At 43.3% G+C, this 20,338-nt stretch carries 22 protein-coding genes; 14 read left to right on the top strand and 8 right to left on the bottom strand.

Annotated elements, in window-relative coordinates; genetic code table 11:
* Positions 1 to 113 precede the first annotated feature (113 nt).
* The 8 genes from IPL34_RS17670 (at position 114) to IPL34_RS17635 (ending at position 9,430) form a co-directional block, all read left to right on the top strand.
* The gene (locus IPL34_RS17670; RefSeq protein WP_296842819.1) at positions 114 to 707 is read left to right on the top strand and encodes a LysE family translocator; all 594 of its coding nucleotides are present in this window, start codon (positions 114 to 116) and stop codon (positions 705 to 707) included.
* Positions 708 to 912: 205 nt separating this feature from the next.
* Complete coding sequence (locus IPL34_RS17665) at positions 913 to 1,398, top strand: MarR family winged helix-turn-helix transcriptional regulator (protein ID WP_296842818.1); 486 nt, start codon at positions 913 to 915, stop codon at positions 1,396 to 1,398.
* A 381-nt stretch (positions 1,399 to 1,779) separates the two neighbouring features.
* Entirely contained in the window at positions 1,780 to 2,922 is a 1,143-nt protein-coding gene (carA, locus tag IPL34_RS17660) for a glutamine-hydrolyzing carbamoyl-phosphate synthase small subunit (RefSeq protein WP_296842817.1), read from the top strand.
* Positions 2,923 to 2,934: 12 nt separating this feature from the next.
* Positions 2,935 to 6,153, top strand: coding sequence for a carbamoyl-phosphate synthase large subunit (carB, locus tag IPL34_RS17655; protein ID WP_296842816.1), 3,219 nt, complete (start codon positions 2,935 to 2,937; stop codon positions 6,151 to 6,153).
* 17 nt (positions 6,154 to 6,170) lie between these two features.
* Positions 6,171 to 6,653, top strand: a complete 483-nt coding sequence (gene greA, locus IPL34_RS17650) for a transcription elongation factor GreA (RefSeq protein WP_296842815.1) — start codon at positions 6,171 to 6,173, stop codon at positions 6,651 to 6,653.
* Between the two features lie 121 nt (positions 6,654 to 6,774).
* Entirely contained in the window at positions 6,775 to 8,139 is a 1,365-nt protein-coding gene (gene yjjJ, locus IPL34_RS17645; protein ID WP_296842814.1) for a type II toxin-antitoxin system HipA family toxin YjjJ, read from the top strand.
* A 175-nt stretch (positions 8,140 to 8,314) separates the two neighbouring features.
* Positions 8,315 to 8,602 carry a hypothetical protein gene (locus IPL34_RS17640; protein WP_296842813.1) on the top strand — a complete coding sequence of 96 codons (288 nt, stop codon included), beginning with the start codon at positions 8,315 to 8,317 and terminating at the stop codon, positions 8,600 to 8,602.
* Between the two features lie 117 nt (positions 8,603 to 8,719).
* Positions 8,720 to 9,430, top strand: a complete 711-nt coding sequence (locus IPL34_RS17635) for a hypothetical protein (RefSeq protein WP_296842812.1) — start codon at positions 8,720 to 8,722, stop codon at positions 9,428 to 9,430.
* Between the two features lie 13 nt (positions 9,431 to 9,443).
* Here the strand turns inward: IPL34_RS17635 and IPL34_RS17630 are convergent, their stop codons facing one another.
* The 4 genes from IPL34_RS17630 to IPL34_RS17615 all read right to left on the bottom strand — a co-directional run bounded on the left by IPL34_RS17630 (position 9,444) and on the right by IPL34_RS17615 (position 13,674).
* Entirely contained in the window at positions 9,444 to 11,096 is a 1,653-nt protein-coding gene (locus IPL34_RS17630; protein WP_296842811.1) for a PEP-utilizing enzyme, read from the bottom strand.
* Positions 11,086 to 12,276 carry a rhodanese-like domain-containing protein gene (locus tag IPL34_RS17625; RefSeq protein ID WP_296842810.1) on the bottom strand — a complete coding sequence of 397 codons (1,191 nt, stop codon included), beginning with the start codon at positions 12,274 to 12,276 and terminating at the stop codon, positions 11,086 to 11,088. Before IPL34_RS17625 ends, IPL34_RS17630 begins: the two co-directional genes overlap by 11 nt.
* A 151-nt stretch (positions 12,277 to 12,427) precedes the next feature.
* A complete protein-coding gene (locus tag IPL34_RS17620) occupies positions 12,428 to 13,132 on the bottom strand; it encodes an anti-sigma factor (protein WP_296842809.1) in 705 nt (234 codons plus the stop codon).
* Entirely contained in the window at positions 13,129 to 13,674 is a 546-nt protein-coding gene (locus IPL34_RS17615; protein WP_296842808.1) for a sigma-70 family RNA polymerase sigma factor, read from the bottom strand. The genes IPL34_RS17620 and IPL34_RS17615 overlap by 4 nt, the downstream gene beginning before the upstream one ends.
* A 229-nt stretch (positions 13,675 to 13,903) precedes the next feature.
* Here IPL34_RS17615 and IPL34_RS17610 point away from each other — a divergent pair, with 229 nt between their 5' ends.
* The 4 genes from IPL34_RS17610 to IPL34_RS17595 all read left to right on the top strand — a co-directional run bounded on the left by IPL34_RS17610 (position 13,904) and on the right by IPL34_RS17595 (position 16,439).
* Entirely contained in the window at positions 13,904 to 14,158 is a 255-nt protein-coding gene (locus IPL34_RS17610) for a DUF2282 domain-containing protein (RefSeq protein ID WP_296842807.1), read from the top strand.
* Positions 14,159 to 14,242: 84 nt separating this feature from the next.
* A complete protein-coding gene (locus tag IPL34_RS17605; RefSeq protein ID WP_296842806.1) occupies positions 14,243 to 14,707 on the top strand; it encodes a DoxX family protein in 465 nt (154 codons plus the stop codon).
* A 144-nt stretch (positions 14,708 to 14,851) separates the two neighbouring features.
* Positions 14,852 to 15,679, top strand: a complete 828-nt coding sequence (locus IPL34_RS17600) for a DUF692 domain-containing protein (protein WP_296842805.1) — start codon at positions 14,852 to 14,854, stop codon at positions 15,677 to 15,679.
* Complete coding sequence (locus tag IPL34_RS17595) at positions 15,666 to 16,439, top strand: DNA-binding domain-containing protein (RefSeq protein WP_296842804.1); 774 nt, start codon at positions 15,666 to 15,668, stop codon at positions 16,437 to 16,439. Before IPL34_RS17600 ends, IPL34_RS17595 begins: the two co-directional genes overlap by 14 nt.
* Positions 16,440 to 16,547: 108 nt before the next feature.
* Here IPL34_RS17595 and IPL34_RS17590 read toward each other — a convergent pair whose 3' ends face one another.
* From IPL34_RS17590 to IPL34_RS17580, 3 genes are all read right to left on the bottom strand, one after another.
* Positions 16,548 to 16,868, bottom strand: coding sequence for a type II toxin-antitoxin system Phd/YefM family antitoxin (locus IPL34_RS17590; protein WP_296842803.1), 321 nt, complete (start codon positions 16,866 to 16,868; stop codon positions 16,548 to 16,550).
* A gap of 257 nt (positions 16,869 to 17,125) precedes the next feature.
* Positions 17,126 to 17,956, bottom strand: coding sequence for an ImmA/IrrE family metallo-endopeptidase (locus IPL34_RS17585; protein WP_296842802.1), 831 nt, complete (start codon positions 17,954 to 17,956; stop codon positions 17,126 to 17,128).
* On the bottom strand, positions 17,953 to 18,315 hold the full coding sequence (locus tag IPL34_RS17580; RefSeq protein WP_296842801.1) for a helix-turn-helix transcriptional regulator: 363 nt from the start codon (positions 18,313 to 18,315) through the stop codon (positions 17,953 to 17,955). Before IPL34_RS17580 ends, IPL34_RS17585 begins: the two co-directional genes overlap by 4 nt.
* A gap of 119 nt (positions 18,316 to 18,434) precedes the next feature.
* Here IPL34_RS17580 and IPL34_RS17575 point away from each other — a divergent pair, with 119 nt between their 5' ends.
* Together IPL34_RS17575 and IPL34_RS17570 are read left to right on the top strand one after the other, a co-directional pair.
* Complete coding sequence (locus IPL34_RS17575) at positions 18,435 to 18,608, top strand: hypothetical protein (protein ID WP_296842800.1); 174 nt, start codon at positions 18,435 to 18,437, stop codon at positions 18,606 to 18,608.
* A gap of 76 nt (positions 18,609 to 18,684) precedes the next feature.
* A complete protein-coding gene (locus IPL34_RS17570; protein WP_296842799.1) occupies positions 18,685 to 19,083 on the top strand; it encodes a multiubiquitin domain-containing protein in 399 nt (132 codons plus the stop codon).
* On the opposite strand, the gene IPL34_RS17565 is transcribed toward IPL34_RS17570, so the two are convergent.
* Positions 19,054 to 20,331: a transposase gene (locus IPL34_RS17565; protein ID WP_296842798.1), complete on the bottom strand. Its 1,278-nt coding sequence runs from the start codon at positions 20,329 to 20,331 to the stop codon at positions 19,054 to 19,056. The genes IPL34_RS17570 and IPL34_RS17565 overlap by 30 nt on opposite strands.
* Between the last annotated feature and the right edge of the window lie 7 nt (positions 20,332 to 20,338).

Raw genomic sequence — 20,338 nt, 5'->3', positions numbered from 1 at the left:
CTATAGGCGTATAACTGTACTGCTAATAAATAATTATTCTAAATCTGTCTTGCATTAAGCTGCTTTCCTACACTCTCTATCCGAATACACAGTTTTAGGTAAATAGGATGGATATGCAGCTACTATTGGCTACTTTTTCTTTCGCGTTGGTTACCTCCATTACTCCAGGGCCTAATAATTTAATGTTGTTAGCTAGTGGGGCGAATTTTGGTTTTAGACGTACTATCCCGCATATGGTGGGGATTGCGCTTGGCATGGTAGTGTTATTGCTGTGTATTTTAGCGGGGCTAGGCACTTTGTTTATGCAGTTTCCAGTGGCACAGACGGCGCTTAAGATAGTAGGTGCGGCTTATTTACTCTGGTTAGCTTGGAAAATTGCTTTTGCTCCGGTGGGTGAGTTAAAGGGCAAGGAAACGGCTCAGCCCATGACATGGTGGCAAGCCTTGTTATTTCAATTTGTTAATCCTAAAGCATGGATGATGGCCTTGAGTGCTGTCAGTAGTTTTACGTTAGCAGGTGAGCAATATTGGCTGTCTGGTTTAGCTCTGGTTGGAGTATTTGCTGTGGTGAATTTGCCTTCGGTATCGGTCTGGGCAGGGTTTGGAGTAGGAATTCAACATTGCTTATCCAGTGCTCAACGTCAGCGTTATTTCAATGGGATAATGGGTTTTCTAACCGCTTTGACTATATTAATGATGGTGTATTGATAAAAACTGAGTAAAAGAGTGAAGAATGTAAATTTATCTTGGCAAATTGTGTTATACAATATCCGCTAGGGTATTAAGAGAGATACCCTAGTTATTAGTAATGCTGGGTTTGTCATACATGAGTCGATTCTAGGACTCCACTCAGGTTATCACCTTAACGTCCGACAGGCTCGGCATGGGATCGATGCTACAGGATGAGAGTACTATGGGCGATAACACATCCACTGCTCAAGCCACCACAGCTTTAGAGCGATTTGAGCGATTTTTAACCTACCGTTTGCATTTATTCAATAAGTTGACCGATAAAGCTAGCAGTGATGCCTACATGAATGAGTTAGGCTTACCTGTGGGTGCGGCACGCTGTTTAGCGGCTATTGGTAGTTTTGCACCTTTATCAGTTAAAGATTTAGCGATTTATGCCAACCTTAACAAAGCGCAAGCCAGCCGAGCGACACAAGCCTTATTAGAGCGAGGTTATGTGTTTAAAGAGGGAAATCAACAAGATGCACGAGGGGTAGTCATTACCCTGACGCCAAGTGGTCAAGCGATTTGGCTGCAAATTATGCAGATTGTTGAGCGCCGTAATAAGGAGATTTTTGGTTGCTTGACTGAAAAAGAGCGCCAACAGTTAGGCACTTTATTGGATAAGTTGATTAAAGCTAATCACTTAGCTTCAGAGCAAGACCCTTAGGGGTGTGGTGTACTTTGCCACTCTTGAATCACCTCTAGTGCTGTACGAAAGGCTTCTTGAGTGGCAGATGCGCTGCAATATACCGCCGAATGTTGCAATACCTCAGTGAACTCTCGTCTGATCCAAATACCAGCATTAACTAAGCAAACGATAACCAGTTAAATGCTGCTCCATAGTTAATCCTAAAATAGGCTAATAGTCTGTTTGCTATAGCAAATAAATAAAACCGTGCTTAAGTACTAACCTTTGTTTTTCCTGTCCAAGCGACTCCGAATAGACACTGAGCCGCCTAACACGTAGAATACACGCCGTCAATTTTGCGGGATGAGCGCTGGCATTGGTGTCTCATCCCGTTTCGTATGTAAAACCGGAGGTTCTCCCTTGAGCACGCATGCCCTGCTAGTACTGGAAGATGGTAGTATCTTCCGGGGGCGTTCTATCGGCTGTAACGGTCAAACCGTTGGTGAAGTCGTCTTTAATACCGCCTTAACGGGGTATCAGGAAATTGTGACCGACCCCTCATATTCCCGCCAGATAGTAACCCTCACCTATCCTCATATTGGTAATGTTGGTGTTAATCAAGAAGACACTGAATCAACCGCCATTCACGCCGCTGGCCTCATTGTTCGAGATGTACCTAGCATCTATAGCAATTGGCGCGGAACAGAGTCCTTACCCGACTATTTAAAGCGCAATAATATCGTTGCCATCGCGGATATTGATACACGCCGCCTAACCCGTATTTTGCGTGAAAAAGGCGCTCAACGCGGTTGTATTGTGGCAGGTAACGAGCTGAATGCTGATTTAGCACGCGAGGTCGCTTTAGCGTTTCCGGGCCTAAAAGGGATGGATTTAGCTAAAGAAGTGACAGTCGCAGCAACCTATACTTGGACTGAAGGCAGCTGGAATTTAGATCCCAACGAGCCACGTAAATCAACGGCTGAAAATGCGACATTTCGCGTGGTAGCGTATGATTATGGGATTAAAACCAATATTTTACGCATGCTGGTAGATCGTGGTTGTCATGTGACGGTAGTCCCTGCACAAACCTCAGCTACTGAAGTATTGGCGCTTAATCCCGATGGCGTATTCCTCTCTAATGGTCCGGGTGATCCTGAGCCTTGCGATTATGCGATTAGTGCTATTCGTGAGATTTTAGCGCAGCAAGTACCGACCTTTGGGATTTGCCTAGGTCATCAATTATTAGGTTTAGCTAGTGGTGCGAAAACCATTAAGATGAAATTTGGTCATCATGGCGCGAATCATCCCGTTCAAGACTTAGCGACTAAACGAGTAATGATTTCTAGCCAAAATCACGGTTTTGCGGTGGACGAAGCGACACTTCCCGCTAATGTAAAAGCCACGCACCGTTCTTTATTTGATGGTTCGTTACAAGGTATCGAGCGTACCGACTGCCCTGCATTTAGCTTCCAAGGTCATCCTGAAGCGAGTCCGGGGCCGCATGATGTAGCAGACGTATTTGATCATTTCATTGAATTAATGAACGCCAAGCGTGCGTCTTAAGAGTAAGTAGCGATGCCGAAACGTACAGACATAAAAAGTGTCCTGATCATTGGTGCAGGGCCGATTATTATCGGTCAGGCGTGTGAATTTGATTATTCTGGTGCTCAGGCTTGTAAAGCATTACGCGAAGAAGGTTATCGGGTTATTTTGGTGAACTCTAATCCAGCCACCATTATGACCGACCCCGAAACTGCCGATGCAACCTATATTGAACCGATTAATTGGGAAACCGTCGCGCGTATTATTGAAAAAGAGCGCCCCGATGCTTTATTGCCCACGATGGGGGGGCAGACGGCGCTCAATTGTGCATTAGACCTGTCACGTCATGGCGTATTAGAAAAATACGGTGTGGAAATGATTGGTGCGAATGAAGCCGCGATTCAAATGGCGGAAGATCGGGAAGATTTCCGTATTGCTATGGATGAGATCGGCTTAAATTCAGCCCGCTCGTTTGTAGCTCATACCATTGAAGAAGCGCGTGCAGGTCAAGCTCAAATTGGCTTCCCGACCATTATTCGTCCGTCCTTTACTTTAGGTGGGACAGGGGGCGGTATTGCTTATAATCGTGAAGAATTTGAAACGATTGTAGCGCGTGGCTTGGATATGTCGCCTACGACCGAAGTACTCTTGGAAGAATCCTTATTGGGTTGGAAAGAGTATGAAATGGAAGTCGTGCGTGATCGTAACGACAATTGCATTATTGTCTGCTCGATTGAAAACTTTGACCCAATGGGTGTGCATACCGGTGACTCAATTACCGTAGCCCCTGCGCAAACCCTGACCGATAAAGAATACCAACTACTGCGTAATGCCTCTTTAGCCGTATTGCGTAAAATTGGGGTGGATACCGGTGGTTCTAATGTGCAATTTGCGATTAATCCTAAAGATGGTCGTATTATTGTCATTGAAATGAACCCGCGTGTATCGCGTTCTTCTGCATTAGCCTCTAAAGCAACGGGTTTCCCGATTGCTAAAGTAGCGGCTAAATTAGCGGTGGGTTACACACTGGATGAGTTGCGTAATGATATTACGGGTGGTTTAACACCTGCCTCCTTCGAGCCTTCAATTGACTATGTAGTCACTAAAATCCCCCGCTTTACCTTTGAAAAATTCCCACAAGCAGATGCGCGTTTAACCACGCAAATGAAATCAGTAGGCGAGGTAATGGCGATTGGACGTACTTTCCAAGAGTCCTTACAAAAAGCGTTGCGTGGTTTAGAGACGGGTATTGATGGTTTAAATGAGCGTGTTGATCCGAAACGCCCTGAAGCTAAGGATATTCTGCGCCACGAACTCATCGAGCCGCATGCAGAGCGTATTTTATACGTGGCAGATGCGTTCCGCTTTGGTATGTCGGTGGATGAAGTTCATCAATTAACCAGTATCGATCCTTGGTTCTTAGTGCAAATGCACGAATTAGTGCAGATTGAAAATGGTTTAAAAGATAAAGTACTAAGCGATATTGGCGCGGATGAATTCCGTATGCTCAAGCGTAAAGGTTTCTCGGATCGGCGTTTAGCTAAATTACTGGATGAAAAAGAGCGCAGTGTACGCAGTGCGCGTCAACGCTTTGGTGTGCGTCCGGTTTATAAGCGTGTGGATACCTGTGCGGCTGAATTTGCGACTAATACCGCCTATATGTATTCCACCTATGAGGAAGAGTGCGAATCTCAGCCTACCAATAAGCAAAAAATTATGGTCTTAGGTGGAGGTCCTAACCGTATCGGTCAAGGGATAGAGTTTGACTATTGCTGTGTGCATGCTGCGCTTGCGATGCGTGAGGATGGTTATGAAACTATTATGGTCAACTGTAACCCTGAAACCGTATCCACGGACTACGATACGTCTGACCGTCTTTATTTCGAGCCATTAACGCTTGAAGACGTGATGGAAATCGTTGATCTGGAAAAACCTATCGGCGTGATCGTGCAATACGGTGGTCAGACACCCTTGAAACTAGCGCGTGATCTGGAGGCATTAGGTGCACCGATTATTGGTACTTCACCGGACTCTATTGATTTAGCGGAAGATCGTGAACGTTTCCAACAACTGATTCATCGCTTAGGTCTAAAACAGCCGCCGAATCGCACTGCACGGAGTACCGAGGATGCGGTACGTATGGCGCAGGAAGTCGGCTATCCGTTAGTAGTACGTCCCTCGTATGTACTCGGTGGGCGGGCAATGGAAATCGTGTATCACGAACACGAATTACGGCGCTATATGACCACTGCGGTTGAAGTCTCCAATGATTCGCCCGTACTTTTGGATCGTTTCCTTGATGATGCGATTGAAGTCGATGTGGATGCGATTTGCGACGGCGAGAATGTGCTGATCGGCGGCATTATGGAGCATATTGAGCAGGCGGGGATTCACTCAGGGGATTCTGCGTGTTCATTGCCGACTTTCTCGCTTAGTGATGCGGTGCTGAATGAAATGCGCGACCAAGTGCGTCGCATGGCTAAAGCATTGAATGTCGTGGGCTTGATGAATACCCAATTTGCGATTAAAGGCAATGAGGTGTATGTGCTCGAAGTCAATCCGCGTGCCTCGCGTACTGTACCGTTTGTATCGAAAGCAATTGGACGTCCATTGGCAAAAGTAGCCGCACGTTGTATGGTCAAACAAGCGCTGACCCAACAAAACGCTACTGAAGAAGTGATTCCTAGTTATTACTCAGTCAAAGAAGCGGTATTCCCCTTTATTAAATTCCCCGGCGTTGATCCGATTTTAGGCCCTGAAATGAAGTCTACGGGTGAAGTCATGGGGGTAGGTAAAACCTTTGCTGAAGCGTTTGGTAAAGCCCAACGGGCAGCGGGTGAAAATTATCCTACGTCTGGGGTTGCTTTTGTCAGTGTGCGTGAAGCGGATCGTCGCCATTTACCCGAAATCGGTGCTATGTTAAAAGGGCACGGCTTTAAAATTGTGGCCACACGCGGAACCGCTCGTGAGCTACAATCAGCGGGTATTGCTTGCGAAATAGTCAATAAAATCTTTGAAGGTCGTCCCACTGTCGTGGATATGATCAAAAATGAGGAAATTGATTTAATCATCAATACGACAGAAGGTGAGCAATCCACACGCGATTCCTTTGCGATTCGCCGTGAAGCGTTGCAACGTAAGATTACCTATACCACTACGGTAGCGGGAGCGCGTGCTCTTTGTATGGCGATTGGTCATACGGCTGAAGAGCAGGTGTATCGTTTGCAAGACCTTCATCAAGGTATTATTTAACGAGGATATGAAATCAGATGAATAGACCTCCGATAACTGCTGCGGGTGCAGAACGCCTCAAGCAGGAGTTACACCGTCTGAAAACGGTGGAACGTCCTCGCATTGTGCAGGCGATTGCTGAAGCCCGTGAGCACGGTGATTTAAAAGAAAATGCGGAATACCACGCCGCGCGTGAGCAGCAGGGTTTTAATGAGGGGCGGATTCAGGAGTTGGAATCTGCTTTGTCGATGGCTCAGGTGATTGATACTAAAACGGTCGGTGCTGCTAATGGCGGTAAGGTCGTGTTTGGTGCGACGGTAGAGCTTGAGGAAGTCGAAAGCGGCGAAACTATTACTTATCAAATTGTGGGTGATATTGAAGCCGATATTAAGGAACGCCGTATTGCGGTGTCGTCTCCGATTGCGCGTGCCTTGATTGGTAAGGACGAGGGTGATGTTGCAGTCGTCCAAGCCCCTAGCGGTAAGCGCGAATATGAAATTCTAAGTGTGTCTTACGATTAGTTTGTAGCCATTTAGGTTTTAAGCAAAGCCCCGTTAGTGTGAGAGCATTAACGGGGTTTTTGCTTTTAGGGCTTTGAGTCAGCTATAGTTTTTAAAGTGTTAATTAGTCAAGATCAATCTTATGCCAGATGCTAGTACTCTAAAATTTTTACTTGAACGAGGACCGATGTCTAAAGCGGATATAGTGCAGCGTTTGGGGATTAATGAGGAGGTCTTGCAAGAATGGCTAGATACTTTAAATTCAGGAATAGTAAAATTTGGTGAGACTGAAAATCCTAGTTATGCTCTGAAAAGGTTAGTAAGCGGATATAGCAATTTTCCTATTTGGGAGGTTTTAGGTGCTGGTCAGTTGGTCAAAATGGGGGAGCTTATACCAGTATTTCCAGAAGGTTATATTACACTTTGGGATGATGGTCTATTAGCAGGGCAACGTCATTATAATCGTGGTTTACCTTGGTGGTTACAAGATATGCGCCCACAAGGCTTTATTGGGAGAGCCTTTGTGTTTTTACATGCTGAGCAATTAAATTTACCTAAAGATTTAAAGTTATGGAAAGACGATGATGTTTTAATAGCCTTAACACAATATGGTGGTGATAGTAGTGGTAGTTTATTGATTGGCGAGAAATCTTTTCAAGTAGCTTTAAAGTATTATGTATCGCTTCTTCTTAGAGTAGATGATTTTATTGGTGATAAGGACTTCATTAGAAAAGTGGAAAGTTATTGCTTATTAGCAAGACAAACCATTGATTTTGAGATGATCGGTTCTTCGGCTGGAGGTGAACAGCCTAAATTTGCATTTATAAGCCCTGCCGAAAAACATGTTATTGTTAAGTTTACTGCTAACAGCAATAACAATATAACTCAACGTTGGGGAAGCTTACTACAAGCTGAGTGTATAGCCACTCGAATATTACGTTATGCTGGTATTGCTAGTGCAGCTACCTACTTTTTAGAGCTAAATAATCAGTGGTTTTTAGAAGTAGAGCGTTTTGATCGAGTTGGTCTTTACGGTCGCAAAGGCTTAGTTTCCCTAGCCGCAGTCGATAGTGAATTTGTCGGTCAAGCCGATGCTACTTGGTCAATCCAAGCCATTGAATTACAAAAACAAGGTTTAATCAGTGCCGAAGATGCTGAAACTATGCAAAAGCTCGAAGCTTTCGGGCGTATGATTGGTAATGCCGATATGCATCTAGGCAATTTATCTTTCTTCCACGAACAAACTACTAATCTACGCCTCGCGCCTGTTTACGACATGCTCCCTATGCTATTTGCTCCGCGTGCCTCTGGTCATATTCCTAATGAAGTTCCCGAAATTCGTTTAGTTACACCACCTGCTATAGAGCATTGGCAAGCAATGTTTCCCATAGCCCTACAATACTGGCAGCAAATTTTAGAATTACCTCAACCAGACGAATCATTTAAAGCCATTGCAGTAAAGTTTATTGAGCGTTTGCAGGAGCTAAAACCAAAAATAGGGCTTTAATTTTATTGGTTGGTGTAAAATTATTCACATTATTTTTGTAACTTATATCACAAAAGTATTTGAACCTTTCTAGCACAATAGCTTTACACCTAAAAACATGCGAGGTATTTTAGGTGAATCAATCAGTCTAATGCTGATTAGACTATCTAAATATAAAATTATTGAGGTGAAAGGTATGGCTACTTTACTAAAAGGAGCTTTATTAGCAATTACAGCTACTCTATTAGCCACTACAGCATCTAGCGCTATGGCTGTAGGTAAATGCACAGAGATTCGTGTAGCAGTGTGTGATGTAGGGTTTAATTATACTGAGCGTAAAGGCGAGGATTATTGCTCTAACGTATGGACTAAAAAAGGTTATACTATTCCACAAGGTACAACCGGTATTTTAGGTGATCCAAAGATTTTTGGTTGGCTACTCATTAAAGATCACGCTAAGACACGCGACTATTGGTGCAAATAAGATGTGTCTAACTATGTTAAGCCCATCAATAGTAAAAAGGAGGGGATAGATCATTCTGTCCTTTCTTTTTAAGCTATACTACTAATGAGTTATTGATCAAAATTAGGAGAGTCTATCATGGAAAACGATCATAATGAGGAGGTTTATTATTTTCATATTTGGAGTTATTGGCTTATTACAGTAGTAGTTGTGGCAATCTTAATTTATAGCTTTCTATATGATTATGTGATTAGTTTTTCAAGCTGGGCAATAGGGGCTGATCAAAGCGGCTTTGGTGTAGTTCTACCATTTATCTTAATGATTATTATTGTTATATCAGCCGGGCATTTTACTAAAATTCCTCTTAAAGTCACTATGGATAGCGAAAAAATAGAGATAAATCGTTATTCGCGCTGGAGTAAAAAACTGCTTAATAATCAACTGTATTTTATCAAGGATATCAATAGCTATATTGAACCTTTTTATGAAAATGGGCGGGCTTTTAAAATAAAGCTTAATACCAATAAAAAAGTAGTATTTTATTCAGCAGGTGATGGTAAAAGCAATAAGGTTTTTGAACAGTTTTTATCGGATTTTAAAAATAAAATAAAAATTATAAATCCTGATAATAGTTCTAGCATGATTCATATCACAACGATTTATGATAAATCCTATAGTAAAGCATTGCTCTATTTATCTATTGCCGCTATTCTGCTAGGTGTTTATTTATTAGTGGATTCAATTTTTCTGATAGATACTATAAGTTACTATAGTATATTTAATATAATCATATTAATGGTGGTGAGTGGTGGCTATATAATAGGTTTTTATCGGCATAAAAAGAAGTAGCACGAAATTTAGATTAAACGGGTTGAGTGAAGTTTTTAGTGGTATCTAAAATAGCTTCACTCTTATTGGTTAAATTATCAGTTATTTTTTTATCAGCTACTACATAAGGCACTTGCGCTTCTCGTGCCACTAGGGTTGAATGAGCTAATCGACTACCGCGCTCCACAATAATCCCTTTTAAATCCTTAATACTATGTACCCAGCGGTTATCAAAATAGGGCGCTACTAAAATCACATCCTTAGGTATTTCACCACGAAACTGCGCAGGGTTATCAATTTTAAACACTATTCCCGTCACACGCTTAGCCACACTCAGAGACTGCATAGCGCTAGCACCAGATTGCAATAAGGGCAAATAATCAAAGCTCGCTGCGACTACTTGCTCATGTTGGCGTTGTTGTGCTTGATTCCATTGATTTTTTTGAAACTCGGTTAAAGTACAAAACACCGCTTCAGGTTTTGCGCTAATAATGAGTTTTAGTTTATGCAATTCATTAAAAAATAAATCACGTACTTGAGTACTTAAACTTATCCAATCCTGATTCATTGCAGTGTTAATGTCAGGAGGAGAGTTCAGCCATAATAATTCATAACGTTGTGGGTCGAGCACCTCATCACGACCAGCACCTTGGCTTAAACTATTACTCGCTAGCCACAGAGCAAATAAGGTACTTAAATGGGTTAGGTCAAATGTAGTTGAAGGCGCATAGTTTTTTATTAGTTCAATAATTTGGTTTTTAATAGTAGGTGCTTTAAAACCACGCCAAAATCCCCCCATGCGTGTATTTTCATAAAAGGCTTTTTCCTTGTTGTATTCTATTAATATCGTGCCATCGGGTAAGCGATACATAAAATCGACTTGCGCCGCTTTATGACCAATAAGCTTTAAAGTAGCTCGTGCTTCCTGATATAAATAACAGAGCAAATCAAACGATAGAGGAGATAAGCGCCCCACACTTTCGGATAAGGCTCCGTATTCCCACTGACCTTGAGGGAGAGTAGGTAATTGTGAAGCGGTGCGTAGTGTACCTACTAAATGAGTTTGTGGACGCACTTGTAATAAAGTAAAGAGCTGAGTATTGTGATTAAAGACCCATTCAATATCTAAAGGAAAATTAAATAATTTTTTTAAGCTTTGGATAGTGTGTCGTAAAAATGGAACCCATGAGTTATCTGATGGCTCAATAGGGTGAGAATAGTTAGGGTCTAAACTGATTAATGCAGCTTGTGCATTTCCTTCTACAACATGCTGTACGGTATCAGAATACTCTATATAAACATAATTACTAAAAAAGCTCCACGGACAAAAAGCCACACCGCCGATAGTATGCTCAATAAAGGGTTGTACCATGAGTGTAGGAGGTAGCACACTTTTTTGTTGCTGTAAGCGTTTACTATTTTCTTGCAAACCGTATTCAATAGTAGCTGCTAATTGATTGGCACTAACTTTATCAGAGCTCCAAAAGTGTCCGGCGAGTGATTGAGTATTACCATCCTCTAAAGCAACGGCACTCCTAACTATATAGTATTCACTGGCGTTATTTTGAGTGAAGTTTTTAATAGCTGAGTCACTGGTTATAACATTAATCAGCCATGAGCTGGGGGTATGAATGCCCGCCTGTTGTGCTAAGTGTAAATAGTAGTACTTATTAGGTTCATTGCTCATAACGGGTTAACCATTGCTTTGAGTCATCGTAAATACCTATATATTGCTTGCCTGCTTGCTTTAGTAGGTAGGATAAATTGAGACCATGAAAGCAGCCGCCATAAGTATTACAAACTAAAGCAATGGGTTTATTACCGGCTTGCTGGTAAAGTTTTTGTAGCATGGCATTGGAGGCGGTTTCAAACGGTAGTTGATTTAAGTTTTTAATCCCTTTGACTAGGGTTGCATTAGTGTCGATTTGTATAATGAAGCTTTTATCAGTGAGTGCTTTAAACTGTTTGGGACTTAGTATTTTAAGGCTTTTGGGTTGTAGGTCATAATTAGCATTACCATTAACAGGGAGTTTAGCAGCATTCCATGCTGCCATACCCCCTTGTAAAAAGGCGACATTAGTATAACCCTTAGCTACTAATGTATTAGCTGCTATATAGCCCCTAATCCCTGAATGACATAATAAAATAATTAGTTTATTGCGTGGTAAATTAGTGGGAATAGTGTCATGTACTAAATCACCGTAGCGAGCAATAGCATCATGCTTAATACCAAATTGTGAGCGCTCATACTCTTCTCTCACATCGAGTAAATAAAAACTAGCAGGTGTGGTATTAAGATATTGTTGTAACGCTTGAGGGGTAAACGATTCAATAAGTGTAGGTTTTAAGACAGGTAATTGCGCTGCTTTACGCGCGAGTTGTGCTTCTTGCTGCATTTCATTGAGGGTTTGAATTTTCCAATTGCGCACATATTCATCGGGTTCGCGCTTTAAAATCTCAGCAATTGCTAGTTTTTCACCTTTTGGTAAGGAAGGATTGCTAGGTTGAGTGGTTGTTATATTCGCCACAGGAAGTGGTGCGGCGGGTACGCTAGAGCTAGCAGTGTTAGCTGCTTGTACCGGAACAGCCGTAGTAGTGCTGCTGATCCACCACGCTCCTAGACCTAAGGTGCTGATGATGAGAACACTAAGGGCAGCATAGCGCTTCCAGCCAATCAAATAATGAGCGAAAAATTGCCGAACCGTGAGTACCGCTCCCGCTAGCACTACTGAAATCATGCCTAAGAATTGCAAGGCAGATTGCCACAAGGACATTAACACATCGGGCGGCGGTATCGCATACGCCGGTTGTAAGCTGATGCTGATGACTAAAGCTAGTATGAGGCTTAGATAGGTTGGAGTGCTCATGTGGATTTTCCCTCGATTCGCTAAGATGAGTATAAAGAATCGTGTGCTACTAAACCTGTGAATTAATTCCCTAAGCCAGCTTAATCCCTCTCTCAAAGAGTTAGAATTGCCACTCTTGCCTTGTAATTAAGTACCTTTTTTAGTTTAACGATCATAGTGCTACCAACTGCCCTGACAAAATCACCTGATTAGGAATAGTAGGCATAGGCGCTTGAGCAGGCTCTAGGCTAATGGCAAAAGTCTCTACCTGCTGTAATTCGTGCCACATTTTAGGGGTGATTGGCATTTCAGTCGCAACATTAGGATTTAATACACCCATGCGAATAGGCGGTTTAGAGGGATCTTTGTGTAAGCACCACAAAGTTGCAACCAAACCCTCGGTGAGATTCAGTGCGTGTTGCGGTAATTCAATAATCAGTTTCTGAGAATCAACTCGTGCCACTGCTAAGGTGCTGGTTTGAGCCTCAGACTTCATCACCGCTAAATAGGCCTTAGGCTCATGATCTTGCTGCCATAAGAGAGCTAAGCTAAACGCTAATACCATACCTGCAAGCGCTAGAGGTAACGCGCTTGACCAGCGCCATTGGCGCAAACGTTGCCATAAGCTCAGTGGTGTAGCTGAGGTGAGCTTAAGTTCACGCTCAAGACGCTCCCAAACCCGCTCAGGCGGTGGGACGGCGGGCAATAGCTCATGCAGACTAGCAAATTTATGTTGATACGCCTCGGTCACCGCTTTTAAGTAAAAATGTTGATTCATAAGCGTTTCAAACCGCTCCCGCGCTTTACCTTGTAGCGTACCGACCACATATTCGAGCGCTAAGCGTTCAAACACTTCAGGATTTTGGTAGCGATTCATGATAGGCATCCTCGTAATTGTTCTAATCCACGCCGAATCCAAGCTTTAATAGTGCCTAGGGGCTTGCCGAGTTTTACGGCGAGTTGCTCGTGAGTATCACCTTGATAAAACGCGGCTAAAATCGCTTCACGCGGCTCAGGCTTAAGACCTTGCAAACACTCCCAGAGCTGTTGAGCCTCAGCGCTCAGCTCATGCAGATGTTGAGGCTCTGGATAGTGACTAATTAGACTTTGCATGTCCTCATCCTCTAGTGCGCTCTCATGATCAGGATGCGTCTTGAGTTGGCGTAATTTATCTAAAGCCTGATTACGCACAATGGTACTCATCCAAGTGAAAGCACTGGCTTTGCTATGCTTAAACTGTGCAGCATTATGCCAAATTTTGACAAAAGCCTCTTGTAGCGTGTCCTCAGCTAACGGCTCATCTCGGATTAAACGCCGACATAAGGCATACAAGCGCGGTGAGCTAGCGGCATAAAGCTGCTTAAAAGCAGTCCTATCCCCTAGACCCGTCTGCATCAAACAATCTTCTAAGCTTTGCATCAAGAGTTAGTTCCCCCTATTAAAGATGGATACGTGTTAAAGCGTTATAGGGATGCAGTATGGCGAATAATGCTACAACAAACACTTCAACAATAAATTTTTTCATTTGGGTGCATCCAAGCGTTGAGGTCGTGCGTATATTGCAATAACTGCGCTGACTTTATGAAGCAAAGCAGTGGAGTGAGATCACATAGTGTAGTTTTTAATGAACCTAAAAAGGATGATTACCATGAATAAGTCTGTTGTTGCTGCTGCTGTAATGGCTCTCGGTTTAGGTACTGCTTTAGGGACGGCTGCTATCGCGGCGGATCAAAAGGTTGAGATGGAAAAATGCTCTGGTGTAGTGAAAGCAGGTATGAATGACTGTGGCGCGAATGGTCATGCTTGTGCGGGTATGTCTAAAACAGATAATGAAAAAGGCGAGTGGATTAAATTACCTAAAGGCACTTGTGAAAAGCTCACCGGTGGTGTGGTAGTAAAATAAGTGATGGCACGACAAGGCTGAGCGCGTGCTTAGCCTTGTTAGCTGTATAAAAGCCCACATGACCTTAGCAGATGGGAAATCCAGATGATGACTATAACCCCACTCTTACTGGCTAGAGATCATATTACCCAAGCTTACTTGCAGCCGCTGGTTTTATTAGTGATGCGCATTTATGTGGCTTGGGTATTTTTTGCCTCCGGTTTGACCAAAATTCAAAGTTGGTCAACTACCTTGTCTTTATTTGAAGATGAATACCAAGTGCCTTTGCTGAGTCCTGATCTGGCGGCTTATTTAGCGACAGCGGGCGAGTTGGTGTTACCAATTTTATTAGTGCTCGGCTTATTAAGTCGTCTGACTGCCTTGGGATTATTTATTTTAAATGCGGTAGCGGTGCTGGCTTATCCGTATTTATGGACTATCGAAGGCGCGGGTGGTTTTTGGCAGCATGTGGTGTGGGGCGTGATGTTGCTCATTGTGTTAGTGTATGGAGCAGGGCGTTGGTCATTGGATCGTTGGTTGGCTGGACGTTTGAGTAACCCTAGTAGCTAGCAAAAGTCGTGCTATTTCTCTTCCGCAGTCGCTGTAAATACATCCTTGTACGCTACAAGGCGGCTTCCTTGCCGCCAAGACTGCTCCAGAAAAACAACACAACTTTTTTATACCTCAGTTGGTGATAGTCTATGAGTCCTAATTATGCAACTCACTAAAAACATTCAAGGTGTTGGTCTAGGTTTACGTTTTCAACACGTCGACCAAATTCTAGCTGAGCGACCCGCCATTCCTTGGTTTGAAGCGCTTACCGATAATTATCTCAAGCAAGGCTCGGTGCAGCAGGAGTATTTAGTAGAAGTCGCTGACTATTACCCCCTAGTGTTGCATGGTGTGGGTATGTCCTTAGGTTCTACCGACCCTCTCAATATTGAGTATTTGCAAGCCGTTAAATCACTGGCAGAGCAGGTACAGCCCGCGTGGATTTCCGATCATTTATGTTGGACAGGTGCGCAGGGTTTATTAACGCATGATTTGATTCCTCTGCCTTATAACCTAGAAACGTTAAAGCATGTAGTCACGCGCATTGGTCAAGCGCAAGAGTTTTTAGGACGGCAACTGGTGATTGAAAATGTTTCGAGCTATTTGCAATACCAACACTCTGAGATGACTGAGTGGGAATTTTTAGCCTTGGTCGCACAACAGGCTGACTGCAAAATATTGCTAGATGTGAATAATATTTACGTGAATAGTTTTAATCATCAATTTGATGCACTGGAATACTTAAATGCGATTCCTGTTGAGCGCGTGCAGCAAATGCACCTAGCGGGGTTTGAGGATAAGGGTACACATTTACTTGATACACACGGTGAAGCAATTCATGCCCCTGTCTGGCAGTTATATGAGAAGGCCTTGCAGCGGTTTGGGGCAGTGCCCACGTTGATTGAGTGGGATAATAATTTGCCTGCGCTAGAGCGGCTAATGCAAGAGCGGGAGCAAGCGCAACAGGTATTCAATCATGTCCTTAACTAAGCTCCAGCAGAGTGTGATTCATGCTTTATTTGATGAAAGCTTATTAGCAAAGGTGGCGAGTGAGCTGATTCAAAGTGACGCCCGCTTAAATGCAGAGCAGCGTTTAGGGATTTATCGCCATAGTATGCAAGGGATTTTATTGCAACATTTGCGTGCGGTGTTTGGGGTGGTAGAGCAGCTAGTGGGTGCGGAGTTTTTTGAGTATTTGACTGAAATTTATATTGATCAATATCCGCCTACTCATACGGCATTGAGTGAGTATGGGGCTGAGTTTCCGCTGCTACTTGCAAAGCACTCCGCGCTGATGAGTATGCCTTGGATTGCGGAGGTGGCGCGTTTGGAGTGGGGGCGTTTACAGGCATGGCATGGGGTCAATCAAGCGCCTAGTGATTTTAGTCAATTGGGTACTTTGAGTGTTGAAGAACAGGGTAGGGTAGTGCTCCAATTACCTACCTCAGCTCAGTGGGTGGAGTCACCTTATGCTATGCATGCGATATGGTTAGCTCATCAGCCAGAGGATTATGAGGGCAAACCGTTATTAGAAAGCATTGATTTAACTGTGCCCAGTCGTGTGCTGATTTATCGTCTGAAAAAGCAGCTACACCAGTATGCACTAACCTCTGAACAAGCTACTTTTGTGCAAGCACTGCAACAGGGACAAACCTTAAATCAATTGAGTGAGCAATTTGGGGTGTACTTGCCACAAATACTCTCGCTAGGGTTACAACAGGGTTGGGTGTATGCGTTTACTCATGACTAAGCAAAGTAGTGCGGGCCTGTTGATATAGCTTTTCAGAAAGGCGAAAACCATTAGCAATAGCCTGATCTAGTAATGGCAATGCATGAGTCGAGGACAAAACGTCTTTTTTCACTGCCAATTAATAGCCTCTAAATCTTCGGCAAGATCATAGTCAGCAACGGGTATGACCAAGGAGTCGAGGAGTCGTAGGGTGTCATGTTGGTTTTTGTGCAGTATTTTGCTGAGTTGACCTAAGCTGAGATCCCCACTTTGAAACCCTTTGAGTGCATACCAAGGCATTAGACCCTGTGCCATTAGGTCTTCATCAAAGGGCAAGGCCAAACCTAAGGGTTGACCGTGTTTAGTGATTAATAAATAGTCTTTTGCCTGAAAAACCTTAGTTAGCTTGCTAGGGTTAGTTTGTAATTCCTTAATACCAATGACTTGCACGAGTTATACTCCGTTTAAGGGGTATAATGAGTTTAAGAGAGTGACTGTTGAAAGTCACGCTTAGTATTTTGTTAAGGGATTAGTGTTTAGGTTGTGCTTTGAGTTGAAAAGCAGTTTGGTAATAAAAGCCCCCAATGATTTTGTCATGAATCTTGATGGCTTTGTAAAAGCGTGAGATTATCGAGGCATTTATTAATCAAATCTTGATATATACATGGAGATGGAAAATCATATCTATATGAAGCTGAAAATTCAACTCAAAAAAAGTATTGTGTTTCATCATCTTCGACCCTTATACAATCATCATCGTATCTTAAAAGTGTATAGGTAAAGCCTCCTTTTAATATTATCGTACTTGAATATATCTTTTCGAGAGTAGTACCTTTAAAACTTGGGTCTATCCAATCTGATGCATTAACAATTTCATACTCTGACGGATACGGCTCATCCTTTATAACAGCAGCAAGTGCAAGCTGGTATGAAGCTAAGACAGTTTTTTCGATGCGGAATCCAAAGTTTGGTGTGACGACGAATCTTTTAAATTTACTATCCTGATGAACAACCAAAGCCGAAGGAAAGCTGTCCAATACACTCATTCGTCTATAGGTTGCCTCAAGGGATGTACCGCATAATTCAGAAATAGTGGATATATTTAGCCAATTTACGTCGCCATCATAATGTTGATAAATCAAGCGTTTTGGCATAAGCAACCCAGAGGCAAAACCATTCGCTTCTTTCTCAATAGGGTCATTGAAAAAATCAAACATTTCCTTCTTTCCGCACTCAAATGACAATTTTCTTTGGGGCATGATGTGCATACAAACATGTCTAATTTCGTGCGATACAGTAAAGTTTAATCGCCTGCTATCAGAAATATTAGCATTAACATAAACAAGTGCTCCCTTATGGTTGCCTTCCGCCTTGCCCAAGATACTTTGAGAGGAAAAATTTTGTTTTTCCAAAACAAGTCTAAAACCATCACTATCAATAGACTCAGCAACCTTCCAAGGGGATATAGGAAGTGTATCAAATCCTAGTTCTTCTAATAGTTGCTCTGCCTCATAAGCCCCTTTTTGTTCTTCAATCATTTGTTTCCAGTAATTTCCTTTAATCTTTCAGCCATGCCTTTGAGCATATCTTGATCTTCTTTTGGAAGACTGTCTAGAACTTCCCATTGTCGATAAAACTCACGGTTTCGTTCATTGGTTTCAGAAAAGTTCTCTGGCTGTTCCCCTGTTATTTCATAAGGTTGTACCTTGAGGGCAGATGCTAATTTACGAAGAACTACGATCGTTGGAACTCTGCCATCACCCTTCTCAATTTTACTTAAAGCGGCTGATGTGATTTCCGCCTCGCTAGCCAGCTTAGATTGGTTCCAACCCAGTCTTTCTCGTAACTGTTTGATATTTGAGCTAATTATCTTCGCTTGATCAATTTTGGTTGACATAATAGTTCCTCCAGTTGATTTTTATTTTAACACCTATTGACAATCTGTTCTAGGATAAACATAATTTAACTTTAGTTGATTTTTTATTTTCCGATTGTTGATTTAAGGGGCATAGCTTCATGGCTACAAATCCACCTACTGGTGATGGGCATCGAAAAGGTGCAGTACGCGGTCGCTCACAAACGCAGACCCCCTCTGGACATTACGTAAAACGTGACACTTCTACTGGGCAATTTATAGATGTGAAGACCTCTGATAAAAATCCGTTCAAAGGAGTGCGTAAGGAAAAGTAAGCGTGTGATGCCAAAAGCAGTAATTGTTTTAGTTACTGCCTTCGATTAATTAGGGCTAAAATTTTAGAGAAATACTATGAATACAGTAAAACATTATGAATATTGTTTAGATAACCAAATCATCACTACTAATGATTCTGTTATTAATGGAAGACAAATCAGAGCAAATGCTGGTCTCAATCCAGCTAGTGATTACATTTTGATTGAAATTGGCAATAATACTTCCCGTTCAATTGGTTTAGAAGAGATGATTGAGTTACGGCCAAACACAAAACCGACTTTTTTATCCTTCAAAAGTGATCGTTCCTTTTCTTTAACTATCAATGAGCGAGGCTATGAATGGGGTACTGAACAGATTTCAGCTACTGATATTCGCCGTTACGCAAATATTCCTGATGAGCATGAACTTATTTTAGATAGTGCTCAAGATAACACTTCGGACAGTTTACGCGGCGATAGCACCATAATTACATAGGTCTGCGAAGGCTGGGCTGGATTTTATGGCGCTGAAGTCGAGTTTTAAGTGGCGAGAAAAGCGTTCGAGCAGATGGGCATTGAAGTGGCGGATCTTCCCACTGGCAACGGAGAGGACACTGCGCCCGTTGCCCCCGGCATCCCAGTTCTGCTGGCGATCTTCCAGCCGGAGCAGGTTAAGTGCCGTCAGTGAGGTATTGAAGTGGAAATCCAGCTTTTCTTTGCGGGTCGTTTGGCAGTCACACAGCCCGGTGTGTTGCTTGGCATCCCGGAACAAAAATTCTATCTGGAAACGCGCTTGGTAGTAACGCAGGATGTCTAATGCAGGGCAATCCGTGTCGGTACTGAACAGCAGTGCGCTAGCGGTCTTGCCGTTTGCTTCGCGCACCAGATAGACGATGCGCACTATCTGTTTGAACGTCGGGCTGTTAACAGTAGCGGTGTAAACACGCTGCCCGTCCAGCTCTCCGACCCGTTCAAAACGTGATAAGTCGTCAAAACTGACTTTGCCGCTGTACTGGCGGTGACGACCCTTGGGTTTTTGTGCGCCCGTGTACAGCCACCGTAAGTCGGCGTCCTGACGTAACTTGCTGATCAAATGCAAGTTGAGTTCCCTGATGCCACTGACAAACTTAGTTTTGGCATAAAAGCTATCCGCGACGAGATAACGGATGCCACACCCCAGCAGGACTGTGATGGCGTGTTGAAGCTGTCCAAGGTAGCTATCCATCCGCGTGGGGAGCGGCGCACCAACGAAGGGTGGGTGTTTCACCTTGGTTTTGTCTTTGGTGTTGGCGGGTTGGCTTTGACCCTTGCGGGTTGAGCGCGGCAACGTAGGCGTTTGGCGGGCGGATAAGGTGTAAAGTGTGTTGTGGGTCACGTCCACCAGCGCTAACAAGGATAATTCTTGTCCGCGTTGCGCCTGCCCCTGTGAGCCGTTCCAAAACCAGTCTAAGGTATAACTCTTGCGCCCGCTTTTAGGCACGAAACTGGCATCAATAGCCGCAATACGTTCCCCCTTGCCATGCAGGACATCCTGTAAGATCAGCAGGTTGAACGCTAGAAAATCAAAGGAACGTGAAAACCAGCGTGAAAAAGTCTTTTCATGGCAGTCACTGTAACGTCCAAGGTTGCGGAAGTTGACACGGCTGGGCAGGTACATCAGCGCATTGAACAAGGTCAGCAAAAACTGGCGCTGCGGTTTCGCCACACTGGACATTTGGCTCAGAATCGTTTCTATTGTGGACATGGAAGCT

Source organism: Thiofilum sp. (assembly GCF_016711335.1).
Taxonomy (GTDB): Bacteria; Pseudomonadota; Gammaproteobacteria; order Thiotrichales; family Thiotrichaceae; genus Thiofilum.
This window is presented reverse-complemented; position numbering and strand designations above follow the sequence as displayed.

Bases quoted from the DNA above. Each gene is read 5' to 3' on its own strand.
- IPL34_RS17635 (WP_296842812.1), top strand. From the start codon at position 8,720: ATGGAAAACGATCATAATGAGGAGGTTTATTATTTTCATATTTGGAGT.
- IPL34_RS17625 (WP_296842810.1), bottom strand. From the start codon at position 12,276: ATGAGCACTCCAACCTATCTAAGCCTCATACTAGCTTTAGTCATCAGC.
- IPL34_RS17615 (WP_296842808.1), bottom strand. From the start codon at position 13,674: ATGCAAAGCTTAGAAGATTGTTTGATGCAGACGGGTCTAGGGGATAGG.
- IPL34_RS17600 (WP_296842805.1), top strand. From the start codon at position 14,852: ATGCAACTCACTAAAAACATTCAAGGTGTTGGTCTAGGTTTACGTTTT.
- IPL34_RS17670 (WP_296842819.1), top strand. From the start codon at position 114: ATGCAGCTACTATTGGCTACTTTTTCTTTCGCGTTGGTTACCTCCATT.
- IPL34_RS17605 (WP_296842806.1), top strand. From the start codon at position 14,243: ATGATGACTATAACCCCACTCTTACTGGCTAGAGATCATATTACCCAA.
- IPL34_RS17665 (WP_296842818.1), top strand. From the start codon at position 913: ATGGGCGATAACACATCCACTGCTCAAGCCACCACAGCTTTAGAGCGA.
- IPL34_RS17575 (WP_296842800.1), top strand. From the start codon at position 18,435: ATGGCTACAAATCCACCTACTGGTGATGGGCATCGAAAAGGTGCAGTA.
- IPL34_RS17580 (WP_296842801.1), bottom strand. From the start codon at position 18,315: ATGTCAACCAAAATTGATCAAGCGAAGATAATTAGCTCAAATATCAAA.
- carB (WP_296842816.1), top strand. From the start codon at position 2,935: ATGCCGAAACGTACAGACATAAAAAGTGTCCTGATCATTGGTGCAGGG.
- IPL34_RS17595 (WP_296842804.1), top strand. From the start codon at position 15,666: ATGTCCTTAACTAAGCTCCAGCAGAGTGTGATTCATGCTTTATTTGAT.
- IPL34_RS17640 (WP_296842813.1), top strand. From the start codon at position 8,315: ATGGCTACTTTACTAAAAGGAGCTTTATTAGCAATTACAGCTACTCTA.
- IPL34_RS17610 (WP_296842807.1), top strand. From the start codon at position 13,904: ATGAATAAGTCTGTTGTTGCTGCTGCTGTAATGGCTCTCGGTTTAGGT.
- yjjJ (WP_296842814.1), top strand. From the start codon at position 6,775: ATGCCAGATGCTAGTACTCTAAAATTTTTACTTGAACGAGGACCGATG.
- IPL34_RS17620 (WP_296842809.1), bottom strand. From the start codon at position 13,132: ATGAATCGCTACCAAAATCCTGAAGTGTTTGAACGCTTAGCGCTCGAA.
- IPL34_RS17630 (WP_296842811.1), bottom strand. From the start codon at position 11,096: ATGAGCAATGAACCTAATAAGTACTACTATTTACACTTAGCACAACAG.
- IPL34_RS17570 (WP_296842799.1), top strand. From the start codon at position 18,685: ATGAATACAGTAAAACATTATGAATATTGTTTAGATAACCAAATCATC.
- IPL34_RS17585 (WP_296842802.1), bottom strand. From the start codon at position 17,956: ATGATTGAAGAACAAAAAGGGGCTTATGAGGCAGAGCAACTATTAGAA.
- IPL34_RS17565 (WP_296842798.1), bottom strand. From the start codon at position 20,331: ATGTCCACAATAGAAACGATTCTGAGCCAAATGTCCAGTGTGGCGAAA.
- greA (WP_296842815.1), top strand. From the start codon at position 6,171: ATGAATAGACCTCCGATAACTGCTGCGGGTGCAGAACGCCTCAAGCAG.